Annotated in this window: 13 protein-coding genes; 11 read left to right on the top strand and 2 right to left on the bottom strand. The window is 66.3% G+C overall.

The features are described 5' to 3' along the window. Position 1: 1 nt before the first annotated feature. Positions 2-1,501 carry a multicopper oxidase family protein gene (locus tag FAS41_RS13650; protein ID WP_138523047.1) on the bottom strand — a complete coding sequence of 500 codons (1,500 nt, stop codon included), beginning with the start codon at positions 1,499-1,501 and terminating at the stop codon, positions 2-4. A gap of 265 nt (positions 1,502-1,766) precedes the next feature. Between FAS41_RS13650 and FAS41_RS13645 the strand changes: the two genes are divergently transcribed. From FAS41_RS13645 to FAS41_RS13620, 6 genes are all read left to right on the top strand, one after another. Next, a complete protein-coding gene (locus tag FAS41_RS13645; RefSeq protein WP_138523045.1) occupies positions 1,767-2,768 on the top strand; it encodes an HlyD family secretion protein in 1,002 nt (333 codons plus the stop codon). After that, entirely contained in the window at positions 2,768-4,555 is a 1,788-nt protein-coding gene (locus tag FAS41_RS13640) for an ATP-binding cassette domain-containing protein (RefSeq protein WP_138523043.1), read from the top strand. The genes FAS41_RS13645 and FAS41_RS13640 overlap by 1 nt, the downstream gene beginning before the upstream one ends. Continuing rightward, positions 4,552-5,682 (top strand): ABC transporter permease, encoded by a 1,131-nt coding sequence (locus tag FAS41_RS13635; RefSeq protein WP_138523041.1) that lies wholly within the window; start codon positions 4,552-4,554, stop codon positions 5,680-5,682. Before FAS41_RS13640 ends, FAS41_RS13635 begins: the two co-directional genes overlap by 4 nt. A gap of 5 nt (positions 5,683-5,687) precedes the next feature. Further along, positions 5,688-6,791: an ABC transporter permease gene (locus tag FAS41_RS13630; RefSeq protein WP_138523039.1), complete on the top strand. Its 1,104-nt coding sequence runs from the start codon at positions 5,688-5,690 to the stop codon at positions 6,789-6,791. 66 nt (positions 6,792-6,857) lie between these two features. Next, positions 6,858-7,166, top strand: a complete 309-nt coding sequence (locus FAS41_RS13625) for an MFS transporter (RefSeq protein WP_138523037.1) — start codon at positions 6,858-6,860, stop codon at positions 7,164-7,166. A 21-nt stretch (positions 7,167-7,187) separates the two neighbouring features. Further along, a complete protein-coding gene (locus FAS41_RS13620) occupies positions 7,188-8,690 on the top strand; it encodes an efflux transporter outer membrane subunit (RefSeq protein ID WP_138523035.1) in 1,503 nt (500 codons plus the stop codon). Here FAS41_RS13620 and FAS41_RS13615 read toward each other — a convergent pair. After that, a complete protein-coding gene (locus FAS41_RS13615; protein ID WP_138523034.1) occupies positions 8,671-9,291 on the bottom strand; it encodes an eCIS core domain-containing protein in 621 nt (206 codons plus the stop codon). The two genes, FAS41_RS13620 and FAS41_RS13615, sit on opposite strands and share 20 nt — an antisense overlap. 273 nt (positions 9,292-9,564) lie before the next feature. Here FAS41_RS13615 and FAS41_RS13610 point away from each other — a divergent pair, with 273 nt between their 5' ends. The 5 genes from FAS41_RS13610 (at position 9,565) to FAS41_RS13590 (ending at position 15,715) form a co-directional block, all read left to right on the top strand. Further along, positions 9,565-9,969: a YybH family protein gene (locus tag FAS41_RS13610; protein WP_138523032.1), complete on the top strand. Its 405-nt coding sequence runs from the start codon at positions 9,565-9,567 to the stop codon at positions 9,967-9,969. Beyond that, the gene (locus FAS41_RS13605) at positions 9,966-10,457 is read left to right on the top strand and encodes a P-loop nucleotide/nucleoside kinase family protein (RefSeq protein WP_138523030.1); all 492 of its coding nucleotides are present in this window, start codon (positions 9,966-9,968) and stop codon (positions 10,455-10,457) included. Before FAS41_RS13610 ends, FAS41_RS13605 begins: the two co-directional genes overlap by 4 nt. A 58-nt stretch (positions 10,458-10,515) precedes the next feature. Further along, entirely contained in the window at positions 10,516-11,454 is a 939-nt protein-coding gene (locus FAS41_RS13600) for a class I SAM-dependent methyltransferase (RefSeq protein WP_138523028.1), read from the top strand. A gap of 299 nt (positions 11,455-11,753) precedes the next feature. Continuing rightward, positions 11,754-13,403: a VRR-NUC domain-containing protein gene (locus tag FAS41_RS13595; protein WP_138523027.1), complete on the top strand. Its 1,650-nt coding sequence runs from the start codon at positions 11,754-11,756 to the stop codon at positions 13,401-13,403. Next, positions 13,400-15,715, top strand: a complete 2,316-nt coding sequence (locus tag FAS41_RS13590) for an ATP-dependent DNA helicase (RefSeq protein ID WP_138523025.1) — start codon at positions 13,400-13,402, stop codon at positions 15,713-15,715. Before FAS41_RS13595 ends, FAS41_RS13590 begins: the two co-directional genes overlap by 4 nt. Positions 15,716-15,966: the final 251 nt, after the last annotated feature.

Below are 15,966 nucleotides of genomic sequence, written 5' to 3'. Positions count from 1 at the left end.
CTCACTTGGCCAGCGGGTTGGACTTGTCGAAGTCCCGCCCGGTGTTACGCAGATAGGCGCACGTCTGGTTGTCGCCGTAGATGCCGCCCAGGGGTTCGAGCTTCACCGCCTGCTCGTAATCCTCCGGGCGTACTACCTGGATCGCCTGCATCATGCCGCCGTCCTCGTGTTCGAGGATGTGGCAGTGGTAGACGAACTTGCCGAGCATCACCGGGTCGCGGAACGGAATGCGCAGGGTGATCGAGCCGGTAGCGGGGATGTACACGTTGTCCCGGTAGCCACTGAAACGCACCGGCTTGCCGTTGATCTCGACGACCTGGAAGTCGGTCTGGTGGATGTGGAACTGGTGCAGTTCCTGGGATGGGTTGTACAGCCGCCACTCCTCCAGGTCGCCCAGTTTCACCGTGGTATTCACCTTGCCCGGATCGAAGCGCGTGCCGTTGATGTAGAAGGTATTGGGGTCACTGTCCGAGTCCTGGAAGGCGAACTGGCGGACCCGCGCGACTTTCTCCTGGCGGAAGTCTTCGACCTGCGGATACGCACTGGTGATCTGCTTCGTCGCCACCGCCGCGCCACTGGAGTTGAGGATGGCGAGCCGCTGCGCCGGATAGGTATCCCCCGCCGGTCCCGTATTGGCGGCGCCCATGGTGATGTCGTGCTGGCCGGCCGCCGGCCCCACCACCAGCACGCTGAAGCGCGCCGACGGGCCGATCAGCACCTCTTTCGCATCGACCCGCCGGGTCACCGTGTTGCCGTCGCGGGACAACACCTGCATCGACTGGCCATCGATGGCGATGCGGAAGTACTGGTTGGCGGCGATGTTGATGAAGTGCCAGAGCTGCGTCTCGCCCGGCTGGATATCGAGGGTCGGTTCGAACTGGCCGTTGATGGTGCGGATAGAAGGCGCGCTGGTGATGACCTCGGTGGCGTTACGCCCGGTCAGGGTCTTCTGGAAGTTGCGCAGCACCAGCACGCGTTCCCTGATGCCCTTGAGCTCGGGGAACGGATCGAGGATGCCGTCGACGATGATCGGCCCCGCGATCCCGGCCGACACCTGGTACTGCGACCCGCCGTGAAAGTGGCTGTGGTACCAGTACGCACCGGGGCTGTGGTTGGCGGGAATCGCGAAGTGATAGTCACCGACTTCATGGGATCGGGTCTCGCGAAAGATGCTGTCGCCACCGTCCAGCGGCGTGACCGTCATGCCGTGGAAGTGCAGGTTGGTGATGTCGTCCATGCGGTTGTCCAGGCGCAGGGTCAGCGTGCCGCCGGGCTTGAGCCGCAGCAGGGGCGAATCGTACTGGCCGTTGAACACCAGGGTGTCGTAGCGCACGTTGCCTACCGCCACCTCGCGGCGTTCGGCGGTCAGCGTCGCCGTCGTGGCGCCCTGGGCGTCGTAGCTGAATTCAGGTGGCGGCTGGAGGGGCGCGGCGAACGCGTTACCCAGGAAGAACGCAGCGAGCGGGCACAGCGCGGCGAGCGGCAGGCGCAGTCTGGACATGGTCGACCCCGTACGGTGGCGATGGGCAATGGACCGGAGCCCGGGAAGGGCCCCAGCCGTCGCCCGAAAGGTCGGAACTGCGCTGCGTGTGACGGCTACTGGGAATCGTTATAGCCAACCCGCAAAACGAGTTGAAACCAAGGTCCCAATCTTCCGTCGAACGGTCAGGACGCACGCTAGAGCGTTGCGTCGTTGATACAGATCCGGGTGCCCGGTGCAGAACTGTCTATCCTTCACCCGGCTGTCACGAAACAGGGATGGGCTCATGCCGAAGAAGCTGGTGCTGGTAGCGCTCGTGGCGCTGCTGCTGGGGGGTGGAGTGTGGTGGTACCTGCACTCCCGCGAAGGTGATGACAAACGCCTGGTGCTCTACGGCAACGTGGACATTCGCCAGGTGTCGCTGGCCTTCACCGGCAGCGAGCGCATCGCGAAGATGAATGTCGAGGAAGGCGATCAGGTCAAGGCTGGCGACGTGTTGGCCAGCCTCGACACGCGCACCCTGCGCTTGCAGATTGACAAGGCCCAGGCGCAGATCGCCGCTCAGGAGCAGAATCTGCTGCGCCTGAAGAACGGCTCGCGCCCCGAGGACATCGACCGGGCGAAAGCCCAGGACAAGGCAGCCCGCGCCCAGCTCGACCTCGCCAACACCCAGCTGCGCCGGCTGCAGAACATTCGCGCCAACAGCCCAGGAGGCCGCGCCGTCAGCCAGCAGGACATCGATAGCGCCACCTCGCAACAGAAAGTCGCCCAGGCCGAGCTGGAAGACCGGCAGAAGTCCCTGCGTCTGGCCCAGATCGGCCCGCGCGCGGAGGACATCGCCCAGGCCGACGCCCAGCTCGCTGCCGCCCGTGCCGACGTGGCACTGCTGCAGCACAACCTCGACGAAGCCGACCTCAAGGCGCCGCAGAACGCCACCGTACGCTCGCGCCTGCTGGAACCCGGCGACATGGCATCGCCGCAGCGGCCGGTGTATTCGCTGGCCCTGACCGATCCGAAATGGATTCGCGCCTACGTCAGCGAAACCAACCTGGGGCAGATCAAGCCCGGCATGAAAGCCCAGGTGTTCACCGACAGCCACCCGGACCAGGCCATCGACGGCCACGTCGGGTTCATTTCCTCGGTGGCCGAATTCACGCCCAAGTCAGTGCAGACCGAGGAGCTGCGCACCAGCCTCGTCTACGAGGTACGCGTACTGGTGGCCGATCCGGACAACCGCCTGCGCCTGGGCATGCCGGCCACGGTGCGCTTCGCCGACGAGCCGCGCTGATGGCCTCGGTTCAGGCAACCCACGCCGAAGGCCCGGTCATCCGCGCCGCAGGCCTGGCCAAGCACTTCCTGGTGAAAGAGTCAGGCAAGACCGTGCAGGCGCTCAAGGACATCAGCCTGGACATTCCGCGCGGCCAGCTCACCGCCCTGGTCGGCCCGGACGGCGCCGGCAAGACCACCTTCCTGCGCCTGGTCGCGGGGCTGCTGCAGGCCGACTCCGGCACGTTGACAGTGCTGGACCTGGACGTCCATGCCCAGCCGCAGCAGGTGCAGGACCGCATCAGCTACATGCCGCAGCGCTTCGGCCTCTACGAAGACCTGAGCGTGCAGGAAAACCTTGACCTCTATGCCGACCTCCATGGCGTGCCACACCAGCAACGCCAGGAACGCTACCAGCGCCTGCTGGAGATGACCGACCTGGCGCGTTTTACCGACCGCCCCGCGGGCAAGCTCTCCGGCGGCATGAAGCAGAAGCTCGGCCTCGCCTGCACCCTGGTGCGCTCGCCGGACCTGCTGCTGCTCGACGAGCCCACCGTCGGCGTCGACCCACTGTCGCGCCGCGAACTGTGGGAAATCATCCAGCAGCTGATCGAGCAGGAACAGCTCAGCGTGCTGGTCTCCACCTCTTACATGGACGAGGCCGAGCGCTGCGCCGAAGTCTTCCTGCTGCACCAGGGCCAACTGATGGCACAGGGCGACCCGGCATCGATCCGCGAGCACGCCGACAACCTCTGCTTCATCGCCACGCCACCCTCGGACGAGCCCGCGCGCACCCTGCAGGCCCGGCTGCTGGACGACCACCAGAACATCGTCGATGCCGTGCCGCAGTCCGGCGAAGTGCGCTTCATCCGCCAGCCCGACGCCGACCAGGCCACCCTGGACAAGCTGCTCGACGGCGCCCCGGTGCGCCAGGTGGATGCGCGCCTGGAAGACGGCTTCATGTTCCTTCTGCGCGCCCGCAGCGATGCCGAACAGGTCGACATGGATTCGCTCAAGGCCGGAACGCACCGCCACGCCGACAGCGACGAAACGGTGATCGAAGTAAAGGACCTGGTGCGCAAGTTCGGCGACTTCACCGCCGTGGCCAGCACCAGCTTCAGCGTGCACCGCGGCGAGATCTTCGGCCTGCTCGGACCCAACGGCGCCGGCAAGACCACCACCTTCCGCATGCTCTGCGGGCTGCTGCCGGCTACCAGCGGCACGCTACAGGTTGCCGGGGTCAACCTGCGCCACGCGCGGGCCCAGGCGCGGCGCAAGGTCGGCTACGTGTCACAGAAGTTCTCCCTCTACGGCAATCTCTCGGTGGCGGAGAACCTGCGCTTCTTCGGCGGTGCCTACGGCCTGGGCGGCAAACAGCTGAAGCAGCGGATGGACGCGGTTTCCCGGCAGTTTGATCTGACCGGGCAGGAAGATTCGCCCAGCGGCCAACTGCCCGGCGGCTTCAAGCAGCGCCTGGCGATGGCGGTCGGCTTGCTCCACGAGCCGGAAATCCTCTTCCTCGACGAACCCACCAGCGGCGCCGATCCACTGGCCCGCCGTGGCTTCTGGCAGCGCATCACGGCGCTGGCGGCCTCCGGCACCACCATCATCATCACCACCCACTTCATGGAAGAAGCCGAGTACTGCGACCGCATCGTCATCCAGGACGCCGGCAAGCTGCTGGCGATGGGCACTCCGCAACAGGTACGCGAACAGGCCGGCGGCCAGGGCAGCACGCTGAACATGGAGCAGGCGTTCATTGAAATAGTCGAAAGCAACCGTCATCACGCCAAGGCAGGCGCCGCATGAGCGCTGGCGGCTTCTGGCGGCGCCTCGCGTCACTTACCCGCAAGGAAGTGCGGCAACTAGTGCGCGACCGCAGCAACCTGCTGATCGGCATCGGCCTGCCCATCGCGCTGATCCTGATCTTCGGCTACGGCCTGTCGCTGGACGTCAAGCGCGCCATCGTCGCCATCGTGCTAGACGACCCCTCCCCCGTGGCCCGCGACGTGGCCGCCGGGATCAGCCGCACCGAGTATCTGGAACCGCACCTCGTACGTTCCTACGCCGAAGGCGAGAAGCTGATGCGCGCTCGCGAGGTGGACGCGGTGGTGCAGTTCCCCTCCGACTTCACCCGCAACCTCAACGACGGCCACGCGCAGATCCAGGTGCTGGTGCAGGGCTCGGATGCCACCCGCGCCGCCAGCGTTTCCACCTACGTCAGCAGCGCCCTCGCCGGCTACGCCGAGAAGCAGGCCGACCGTGGCTCCGGCCCGGCAAGCCAGGCTGGCGCGGTCACCATCGTCCAGCGCATGTGGTTCAACGCCGCCAACACCAGCACCTGGTACCTGGTGCCGGGGCTGATCGTACTCATCATGACCCTGGTCGGCGCCTTCCTCACCGCCCTGGTGATGGCCCGCGAATGGGAGCGCGGCACCCTCGAAGCACTGTTCGTCACGCCAGTGCGGCCGGTGGAAATCCTCCTGGCGAAGATCATCCCCTGCTTCGCCATCGGCATGATCGGCCTGGCGCTGTGCCTGCTCGCCGCGCGCTTCCTGTTCGACGTGCCGATCTACGGCTCCTTCATCGTCCTGGTGATCGCCTCCATGCTCTACATGCTGGTGGCGCTGGGCATCGGCCTGCTGATCTCGGCGGTGACCAAGAACCAGTTCCTCGCCAGCCAGATTGCCCTGCTCGCCAGCTTCCTGCCGGCGATGATGCTCTCGGGCTTCATCTTCGACCTGCGCAACGTGCCCACCGCCATCCGCGTGATCGGCAACCTGCTGCCGGCGACCTACTTCATGGAACTGGTGAAATCCCTGTTCCTGGCCGGCGACTTCTGGCCGATGATCCTCAAGAACTGCGCCATCCTCGCCGCCTACGCCGTCGCCCTGCTGGGCCTGGCGCGGCTGGTGACGCGCAAGCGGCTGGACTGACTCCCATGGAATTTCTCTGGCGCATCCTCAACCTGTGGCGCAAGGAACTGCTGGTAATCCTCAAGGATCCGGCCAACCGGATCGTGCTGGTGGCACCGGTGCTGATGCAGAGCGTGCTGTTCGGCTACGCGGTGACCTTCGACCTCAACGATGCGCCCTACGCCGTGCTCGACCTCAGCCATAGCGAATCCTCCACGCGCCTGATCTCGCGCCTGGATGGCAGCGGCATCTTCCACCGCGTGGTGACGCTCACCCGCGTGGAGGAAATCCAGACGGTGATCGACGAGCAGAAGGCCCTGCTGGTGATCCACATTCCCTCGGACTTCCAGACACGGTTGGCCCAGGGCGACCCGGCGCCGATCCAGGTCATTCTCGACGGGCGCAACTCCAACACCGCCGGCTCCGCCGCCGCCGGCCTGGCCGTGGTGGTGGACGCATTCAACCGCGAGCAGGGTCTGGCCTCGGCGCCGATCAGCGTGGTCAGCCGCTCCTGGTACAACCCCAACCTGGAAACCCGCTGGCCGCTGATCCCGGCGCTGATCGCCACCCTGAGCATGATGCAGACATTGATGCTCACCGCGCTCTCGGTCGCCCGCGAACGCGAACAGGGCACCTTCGACCAGTTATTGGTGACGCCCTATACACCGCTGGAAATCATGCTCGGCAAGGCCATTCCGCCCCTGCTGATCGGCATGGTGCAGGCCACGCTGGTGCTGCTGATGGCGCTGTTCTGGTTCCGAATACCCATGGCCGGCTCGCTGCTCAACCTCTATGGCGGGCTGACAGTGTTCACCATCGCCTGCGTCGGGCTGGGCATGTCGATCAGCGCGGTGTCGCTGAACATGCAGCAGGCAATGCTCTACACCTTCGTGCTGATCATGCCGCTGACGCTGCTTTCCGGCCTCGCCACGCCGGTGCGCAACATGCCCGAGTTCCTGCAGATCGTGACCTATGCCAACCCGCTGCGCTTCGGCATCGACCTGATCCAGCGCGTCTACCTGGAAGGCGCGACGCTGGCCGACGTCGGCCTGAACCTGATCCCCATGCTGGTGGTGGCCGCCGTCACCCTGCCGCTCGCCTCGTGGCTGTTCCGCCACCGGCTTGCGTAGCGGATCACCCGACATGACGAGCGAATGCAATACCCTGACAGGGAACTTCCTTGGAAATGGACAGCCATGAGCGACACCAGCCAGTTCATCGTCTTCGCCCTCACCCAGCTCGCCCTGCCGTTTGGCCTCGGGTACCTGTATTGCCGGAAGAAGGGCATCCCCACCAACTCCTGGCGCGCCGGCGGCATTTACCTGATCGCCCTGTCGGCGGCGATGCTGTTCTTCATCGGCCTGCTCGGCCTGCCCACCCACGTGAAGAACGTCGGCATGGTGAGCAACCGCTCCATGGGCCTGGCCTGCGGCCTGATCGGCATCTTCGGCGGCCTGCTGATGGGCTATGTCGCACGACGCTTCGAGGGCACTTCGGATGACTAGCTTTGCAAGAGGGTGTCAGCCATGAACCTCACTTCCCGCTTCGTCTCACTGGCCCTGCTGGGTAGCAGCCTCGCCGGCTGTGCCGTGGGCCCCGACTACGAGGCGCCGAAAACGCAGACGCCGGTCAGTTGGCAGGCCGCCCACTCCGGCAGCGGGCAGTTGCACCCGGCCGAAGGCGCAACCCGGCTCAGCGAGGACTGGTGGAGCCTGTTCAACGACCCGGTGCTGAACAACCTGCAACGCCGGGCCGACAAGGCCAGCCCCGACCTCAACACCGCCGTGCTGCGCTTCGCCCAGAGCCGCATGCAGCGGCAGATGGTGGCCGCCCAGCGCGGCGTCGACGTCAACGCCTCGGCCGCGGTGAACCGCCAGCGCCTGAGCGAGAACGGCTCCAACGCGCTGATGATCCAGCGCATCGCCCCCACCGGCGACAGCGACCAGATCGCCAAGGTGCTGGCCGAGCCCTTCACGCTTTACCAGGCCGGTTTCGACGCCTCCTGGGAGCCCGACCTGTGGGGCCGCATCCGCCGCTCCATCGAGGCCGCCGACGCCAGCGTGGCGGCGCAGCAGGCGATGTTCGAGGAAACCCGCCTGGGCGTGTCGGCGGAGCTGGCGCGCAGCTACTTCGAACTGCGCGGCGTGCAGCAACAGATCGCCGTGGCCCGGCAGGACATCACCGCCACCGAGGAATCGATGCAGCTGATCCAGGTGCGCGCCGACGGCGGGCTGGTGGACGATTTCGACGTCGAACGCCAGCGCGGCCAGCTCGCCGAGCTGCGCTCCAGCCTGCCGCAACTGCAGGCCAGCGAGAGCGCGGCGATCAACCAGATCGGCGTACTGATCGGCGCCGAACCAGGCAGCCTGCGCGATGACTTGATGCCAGTGGAACAGGCCGAACCTCAGACGCCGGACCTGAGCCTGGGGCTGCCGTCGGAAGTGGCGCGCCGGCGGCCGGATATCCGCGCCGCCGAAGCCCAGCTGCACGCGGCGACCGCCAACATCGGCGTGGCAGTGGCCGACCTCTACCCGACGATCCGCCTGGGCGCGAACTTCGGCTACGAATCGGTCGAAGACAGCCAGTTCGGCGACTGGGGCAGCCGCACCTGGGCAGTCGGACCGAGCCTGTCGCTGCCGATCTTCGACAACGGCCGGCGGCGCTCGCAGATCAACCTGCGCAAGCTGGAACAGCAGGAAGCCGCTGTGTCCTACCAGCAGACCGTGCTCAAGGCCTGGCAGGAAGTGGACGACGCGCTGACCCACTACGGTGCCGAACGCCAACGCAACCAGCGTCTGCAGGAAAAACTGCGCAGCAGCGATATCGCCTATGGCATGGCCAAGGCGCGCTATGCCGGCGGCATGACCGACTTTCTGGTGGAACTGGACGCCCAGCGCGCCTACCTGCAATCGCGCCGCGATGTGGTAGACAGCAATACCCAACTGCGCCTGACGCTGATCGCCCTGTGCAAGGCGCTCGGCGGCGGTACGCCAGCGCCAGCCGCTGAGGTCAGTTTGTCTGGGCGGTGACTTTGCCGTCACGCAGGTCCTTGGCAACTCGCCGCTGCATCTCATAGGCCGGCGCTTCCACGGCGTTGAAGTCATCGGTGTAGCGCGTAGCGAACCCCTGCACGCCCCACTCCTGGTATTGCTTCACGTGCCATAGCTCGTGGGCCCAGAGGGCGACGTCCTTCTGGGCATCGTCCTCGCGGCGAAAGACGATCACATCCACCAGGGTAACGGCCTCGGTGTCGGGGTTCTGCATGATCGCCTGGCCGGCATTCAGGTCGTCCAGCGCGCCGATGGAATAGCGCGCCGCCATCAGCACGTCGTCGGGGTAGTAAGGCTGCAGCTGGGCGCGGATCTCCAGCGGGATCGGCTCGGTGCCGCCCTGCACCGCCTGATCGCGGGACTGCTGGAGCCATACTCCCAGTGCCTGCGCGGCCATCTTGCGGGTATCGGTGAGGACTGGCCCGAGCACAGCGCCCAGGTCCGGCAGGCACATGCAGGTGTCCAGGCAGACCTGGCGCTGCCCCGATGGGCAAGGCACAGCCAGGGCGTCGACGGACGCGGCCAACCCGGCGAGCAGCGCCAGGGCGCGCAGGAGGCGGGTTGCAAGGGGGGATGGCATGAAAGGACTCCGCTACAGCGTGGAGAGAGGCTAGGCAGTTGGACCATGGCGCGGCGCGATCATGCCATGGCGCCAACAAAAAAAGAGCGCTGGCGCGACGTATGAAACTTCTGATAGCTTCTGAACCATGAATGCCGCCAACCGCACCTTCCAGCCGATTATTACCACCATCGCTCCGATGGTGGGTTAGCGCATTCAAGCGAACAACCAAACCCGCCTCCCGGCGGGTTTTTTAATGCCCGCCGTCCGAGGCTCCCGATCGAGGAGACACTGATGGACCAGGCAACCCACCCAAACCAGCACCCCTTGCAGGCGCTCATTCAGGCCGCCGACGAAGCCATCGGTCGCGAGGACTTCGATGCGCTGATCGAGTTCTACAGCGACGACGCCCTGCTGGTGGTCAAGCCCGGCCTGCTGGCGCGCGGCAAGGCACAGATCCGCCAGGCCTTCGTCGCCATCGCCGAACACTTCGGGCACAACCTGCGGGTGCGCCAGGGACGACTGGAAATCCTCGAAACCGGCGACACCGCCCTGGTAGTGGCGCAGACCCTGCTCGACACCAGCCACGGCAAGCTGAGCCGTCGCGCCACCTACGTGTTCCGCCGCGAAGCCGACGGCGCCTGGCGCTGCACCGTGGACAATTCCTATGGCACCGACCTGCTGGAGGCGACTACATGAACCCGCAGACAGGCACGCTGCACCTTCTGTGTGGCAAGGCGGCTTCGGGCAAATCCTGCCTGGCGCGTGAGCTGGCCGAAGCACCGGGCACCGTGATGCTGGCCGAGGAACACTGGCTGGCCGAGCTATTTCCCTGGGGCATCAGCAACCCCGACGACTACCAGCTCTACGCCCGCCGCGTGCGCAAGGTCATGGGCCCCCACGTGGTCGGCCTGCTGCGCGCCGGCACCAGCGTGGTGCTGGACATCCCCGCCAACACCCTCGCCGACCGCCGCTGGCTGATCGACCTGGCGGAGCAGGCTGGCGCGGCGCACTGCCTGCACTTTCTCGACGTCGACCCGGCCACCTGCCGCAGTCGCCTGTTGGCGCGCCACGCCATCGCCCCGTTGGCAGCGCCGTTGGACCCGGCTGGCTACGAGGCGCTCAACCGCTACTTCGTCGCCCCGCGCCCGGAGGAAAGACTGCAGGTGCAGCGCCATGGCGCCTGAGCGCGTAGAATCGCCGCCCCGATTGACCCCGATCGCCTGAATCAGAAAGACCGGAAAGATGAACACCGAAGCCATCGCCACCCTGCGCGAGCAACTGCTCGCCGCGCTGAACCCCGCTCCCGTGGAAACCCGCCGCCTGTTCCACGGTCGCGGCCGGCGCTGGCCGGGGCTGGAGCAGGTAACCGCCGACTGGCTGGAAGGTGTGCTGCTGGTGTCGCTGTTCCGCGAGCCGGAAGGCGAGGAACTGGCCGCGCTCAGGACGATGCTGAGCGAACTGGCCGATAGCGAGACCTGGCGCGCCACGGGCGCCCGCAGCCTGATGCTGCAGCACCGCTACACCCTGGAAAGCACCATGGAAGTGCTCCATGGCGAAGCCTTCGACGGCTGGCAGATCAGCGAACACGGCCTGCGCTATCAACTGGACCTGGGCCGCAAGCAGAACAACGGCCTGTTCCTCGACATGCGCTATGGCCGCCAGTGGGTACAGGCCAACTCCGCAGGCCTGCGCGTACTCAACCTGTTCGCCTACACCTGCGCTTTCTCCGTGGCAGCGATGGCCGGCGGCGCGCAGAAGGTGGTCAACCTCGACATGGCCCGCGCCGCGCTCAGCCGTGGCCGCGACAACCACCGCCTGAACGGCCACGACCTGTCCAGGGTGAGCTTCCTCGACCACGACCTGTTCAAGTCCTGGGGCAAGGTGAAGAAATCCGGCCCGTACGACCTGATCATCATCGACCCGCCAAGCTTCCAGAAAGGCAGCTTCGTCCTCGACAAGGACTACGCCCGCGTCCTGCGCCGCCTGCCGGAACTGCTGGACGGTGCCGGCACCGTGCTGGCCTGCGTGAACGACCCGGCCGTCGGCGTCGACTTCCTGCTCCAGGGCATGGCCGCCGAGGCGCCGCAACTACGCTTCGTCGAGCGCCTGGAAAACCCGCCGGAATTTGCCGACATCGAGGAAGACAGCGGCCTGAAGGCGCTAGTGTTCCGCCTGGGTTGATTCGCTGAGTCGGTGCGATGCGGTAGAGCAAAGAGCGACCGTAGGATGGTGTGGAGCGAAGCGATACCCATCGATTCCGAGTACCCGCTGCATGGGTATCGCTTCGCTCCACCCATCCTACAGAGCTGATGCCGCTGCCCCTGTAGGAGCGGGCCATGCCCGCGATCGCGCCCATGGGGCGCTCCTACAGAAAACCCCGACATCTCCCGATGAAAGGCCGCCACAACCCTTGCGGCCGAGCCCCCATCACGCCATCCTTGCCACTGTATGTAAAACCAGTGCCTGGCCCACTCAAGAAAATGCCCGCGCCGCTCGACCCCAGCCTCTACTACCTGACCAACTTCCACCGCGCCCTCGACTGGATCGACGAGCGCTACGCCGACCTGCTCGACGCCGAGGAAGCCCGGTTCATCGCCGACTTCCGCGCGCTGCAGCTGCCGTCGCGGGCACTGCTGGTGCGGCTGGTGATGCGCAAGGGGCCACATTTTCGCGCGAGCAAGCTGAACTATGCGGAGATCGGCGATATTCCCAACGCCGCCGCACCGCTGCTGGAGCTGGGTTGGCTGGACGACGCTTGTCCGCTCGCACTAGACGAGCTACTGCCGCTGCTGCTCAAGGACGAACTGCTAGCGCGCTTCCGCGAGGACCTGCCACGCGGGCCGCTGAAGAAGGCCGATCTCTACGAGCACCTGCACGCCTACCACGGGCAGGTGCAGCCGTTCGCAGGCTGGTATCCGCAACTCGATAGCCTCTACACCCTGATGGCGACGCCGCTGTGCGACCGTCTGCGCCTGCTGTTCTTCGGCAACCTGCAGCAGGACTGGTCGGAGTTCGTCCTCGCCGACCTCGGCATCTTCCGTTACGAAAGCGTCCCGTTCACCACCGACTCCCGCGCCTTCCGCCGTCGCGACGATCTGGAGGCCTATATCCACCTGTGGAACGGCGCCGTCCGCTTCGAAGCCGGCGAACCCATCGCCGAGTTGGTTGCGGAGCTGGGCGATTTCGCCAGTGACAACGATTACCTACAGGCGCGCCACGGCCGCCTGCTGTACCGCATGGCCTACCAACTGGAGCGCGAAGGCGAGCTGGAGAACGCGCTGGCGCTGTACCAGCGCACCGTCACCGGGGGCTCGCGGCAGCGGCAGATTCGCGTACTGGAACGCCTGCAACGCTTCGAGGAGGCCCATGCACTGGTGCAGGCAGCACGGGCCGCGCCGGAAAGCGACGGCGAGCTGCAACTGGTCGAGCGCGCGCTGACGCGGCTGGTGCGTCAGCTCGGCTTGCCGAAGGAAAAGACCGCCAGGCCCGCGCCACCGCTGCGCATCGACCTGGAGCTGCCGCGTCCGGATGTCAACGTCGAATTCGCTGTGCAGGCCGTGCTCCACGAGGAACAAGCGCCCGTGCACTACGTGGAGAACGCGCTGGTCTGCAGCCTGTTCGGCCTGCTCTGCTGGGAAGTGATCTTCGCCCCGCTGCCCGGCGCGTTCTTCCACCCCTTCCAGGCCGGCCCCAGCGACCTCAACCGCGGCGACTTCGTCAGCCGTCGCTCGGAAAGCTTCGCCGCGCGCCTGGCGCTGCTGGACAGTGACGCGTACCGGGTGGCAATCCGCGAGACCTACGCCGCCAAGCACGGCATCCTCTCGCCCTTCGTGCACTGGGAGCTACTCGACGAAAACCTGCTGGACCAGGCCCTGCACTGCCTGCCGGCGGCACACCTGAAATTGTGGTTCGAACGCCTGCTGGCCGACCCGAAGGCCAACCGTGCCGGCATGCCCGACCTGATCCAGTTCTGGCCCGCCGAGGCGCGCTACCGGATGATCGAGGTGAAGGGCCCCGGCGACCGCCTGCAGGATAACCAGAAGCGCTGGCTGACCTTCTGCGCCGAGCACGGCATGCCGGTAGAAGTCTGCTATGTGCGCTGGCAGGGCGAGGCGGACGAAAGCGAATGAGCTACGCCATCGCCGTGCGCGCGCTGTGCGAATTCACCGCCAAGGAAGGTGACCTCGACCTGCGATTCACCCCAGCCCCCACCGCCCAGGAAGGCATGGCCGGGCACGCCACGGTGGTCTCCCGGCGTGGCCTGGGCTACATCGCGGAATTGCCGTTGCGCGGCGAGTATCCGGGGCTGGTGGTCAGTGGCCGCGCTGATGGCTATGACCCGGATGCCAACCTGCTGGAAGAGATCAAGACCCACCGCGGTGACGTCGCGCGCATCCCGCAGAATCACCGTCTGCTGCACTGGGCGCAGGTGAAGGTGTACGGCTGGCTGCTGTGCCAGACACTGGAAATCGACGCCATCGACCTGTCCGTCGTCTACTTCAACGTCATCACCCAGAAGGAAACCGAGTTCCGCGAGCGCTTCGCCGCCGACGACCTGCGCGCCTTCTTCGAGCTGCAATGCCAGCGCTTCGTGCAATGGGCCGAGCAGGAAAGTGCCCATCGCATCGAGCGCGACCGGGGCCTGGAGGCGCTGCGCTTCCCTTACGCCGACTTCCGCCAGGGCCAGCGCATGCTCGCCGAGTCGGTGTACCGCGCCGCCCGCGACGGCCAGACGCTGATGGCCCAGGCCACCACCGGCATCGGCAAGACCCTCGGCACCCTGTTCCCGCAGCTCAAGGCATTCCCCGGGCAGCAGCTCGACCGGCTGTTCTTCCTCACCGCCAAGACTCCCGGTCGCCGCCTGGCCCTGGATGCCCTGTCGACCCTGCGCCAGCAGGACGCCGCGCAGCCCCTGCGCGTACTCGAACACGTCGCGCGCGACAAGGCCTGCGAGCATCCGGACAAGTCCTGCCACGGCGACTCCTGCCCGCTGGCCAAGGGTTTCTACGACCGCCTGCCCGCCGCCCGCGAGGCCGCGCTCAAGCGCCGCTGGCTGACCCAGGAAAACCTGCGCGAGGTTGCGCTCGAACACCAGGTCTGCCCCTACTACCTGAGCCAGGAGCTGTGCCGCTGGGCCGACGTGGTGGTGGGCGACTACAACTACTACTTCGACATGACCGCCCTGCTCTACGGCCTGACGGTACTCAACGACTGGAAGGTGACGCTGCTGGTGGACGAGGCGCACAACCTCATCGAGCGCGGCCGCGGCATGTACAGCGCCGAGCTGGACCAGTCCGAGTTCAACGCCCTGCGCAAGGTCGCCCCGGCCGGGCTGAAAGGCGTGCTGGAGCGCGTCGGCCGGCACTGGAACCAGATGCACCGCGACCAGGAGGTCGATTACCAGATCTACCCGACGGTGCCGGACCTGTTCATCGCCGCACTGCAGAAAGCCGTCAGCGCCATCACCGATCACCTCACCGACCAGCCCACCGGCAACGAGGCCGAGTTGCTGCGCTTCTACCTCGACGCCATGCTGTTCTGCCGGCTGGCCGAGGCCTACGGGCCGCACTCGCTGTTCGACATCACCCGCCACGACGGCAGCGGCCAGCGCACGCTGTCCACCCTGTGCCTGCGCAACGTGGTGCCGGCGCCCTTCCTCGCCGAACGCTTCGAGGTGGCCCACAGCACCACGCTGTTCTCCGCCACGCTGAACCCGGCCAATTACTATGCGGACCTGCTTGGCCTGCCGGAAGACACCACCTGGCGCGAAGTGGAATCGCCGTTCCACGCCGAGCAACTGGAAGTCCACGCGCTGAGCAACCTCTCCACCCGCTACCAGCATCGCGAGGCCAGCCTCACGCCGATCAGCACCCTGATGGCCCGGCAGTTCCGCGCCCGCCCCGGCAACTATCTGGCCTTCTTCAGCAGCTACGCCTACCTGCAACAGGCACTGGAGCGCTTCGCCGCCGAACACCCGGACATCCCGCGCTGGGTGCAGTCGCGCAGCATGAACGAACTGGAGCGCCAGGCCTTCCTCGACCGCTTCACCCCGCACTCGCAGGGCATCGGCTTCGCCGTACTCGGCGGTGCATTTGGCGAGGGCATCGACCTGCCGGGCGACCGCCTGATCGGCGCCTTCATCGCCACGCTGGGATTGCCGCAGGTGAACGAGGTCAACGAGGAGATCAAGCAGCGCATGCAGGGGATGTTCGGCGACGGCTACGACTACACCTACCTGTTCCCCGGTCTGCAGAAGGTCGTCCAGGCCGCTGGGCGGGTGATCCGCACGCCCACGGACTCGGGGGTGATCTACCTGCTCGATGATCGCTTCAACCAGCCGGTGGTGCGGCGGTTGTTGCCCAGTTGGTGGAAGACCGAGCGGCTGAAGTTCGTGGCCGATCCACCGCGGTCGAAGGAGCCGCAGGGGTTTCTGCTGCTGTAACTCATCGCGTGGATTTTCCGTTTCACGATTGGCTTTGTGCCGTGCGGTTCGCGAGCAAGCTCGCTCCTACCTGTTGAACTCCGGCGCTCGTTGTAGGAGCGAGCTTGCTCGCGAACCTGCCCAACGCCGGCCTTGCCGGCGGATCGCGGGCATGGCCCGCTCCTACAGTGAGCAGCCACGTCCGTCAGACCGACCGCCATTGACGGCACCTTTCTACCGGATAAACTGTATATCCATACAGTTATTTCCGA

The organism is Pseudomonas nicosulfuronedens (genome assembly GCF_005877905.1).
In the GTDB taxonomy this organism is placed as follows: domain Bacteria; phylum Pseudomonadota; class Gammaproteobacteria; order Pseudomonadales; family Pseudomonadaceae; genus Pseudomonas; species Pseudomonas nicosulfuronedens.
Note: the sequence above shows the minus strand (reverse complement) of the source record. Positions and strands in the feature narration are given on the sequence as shown.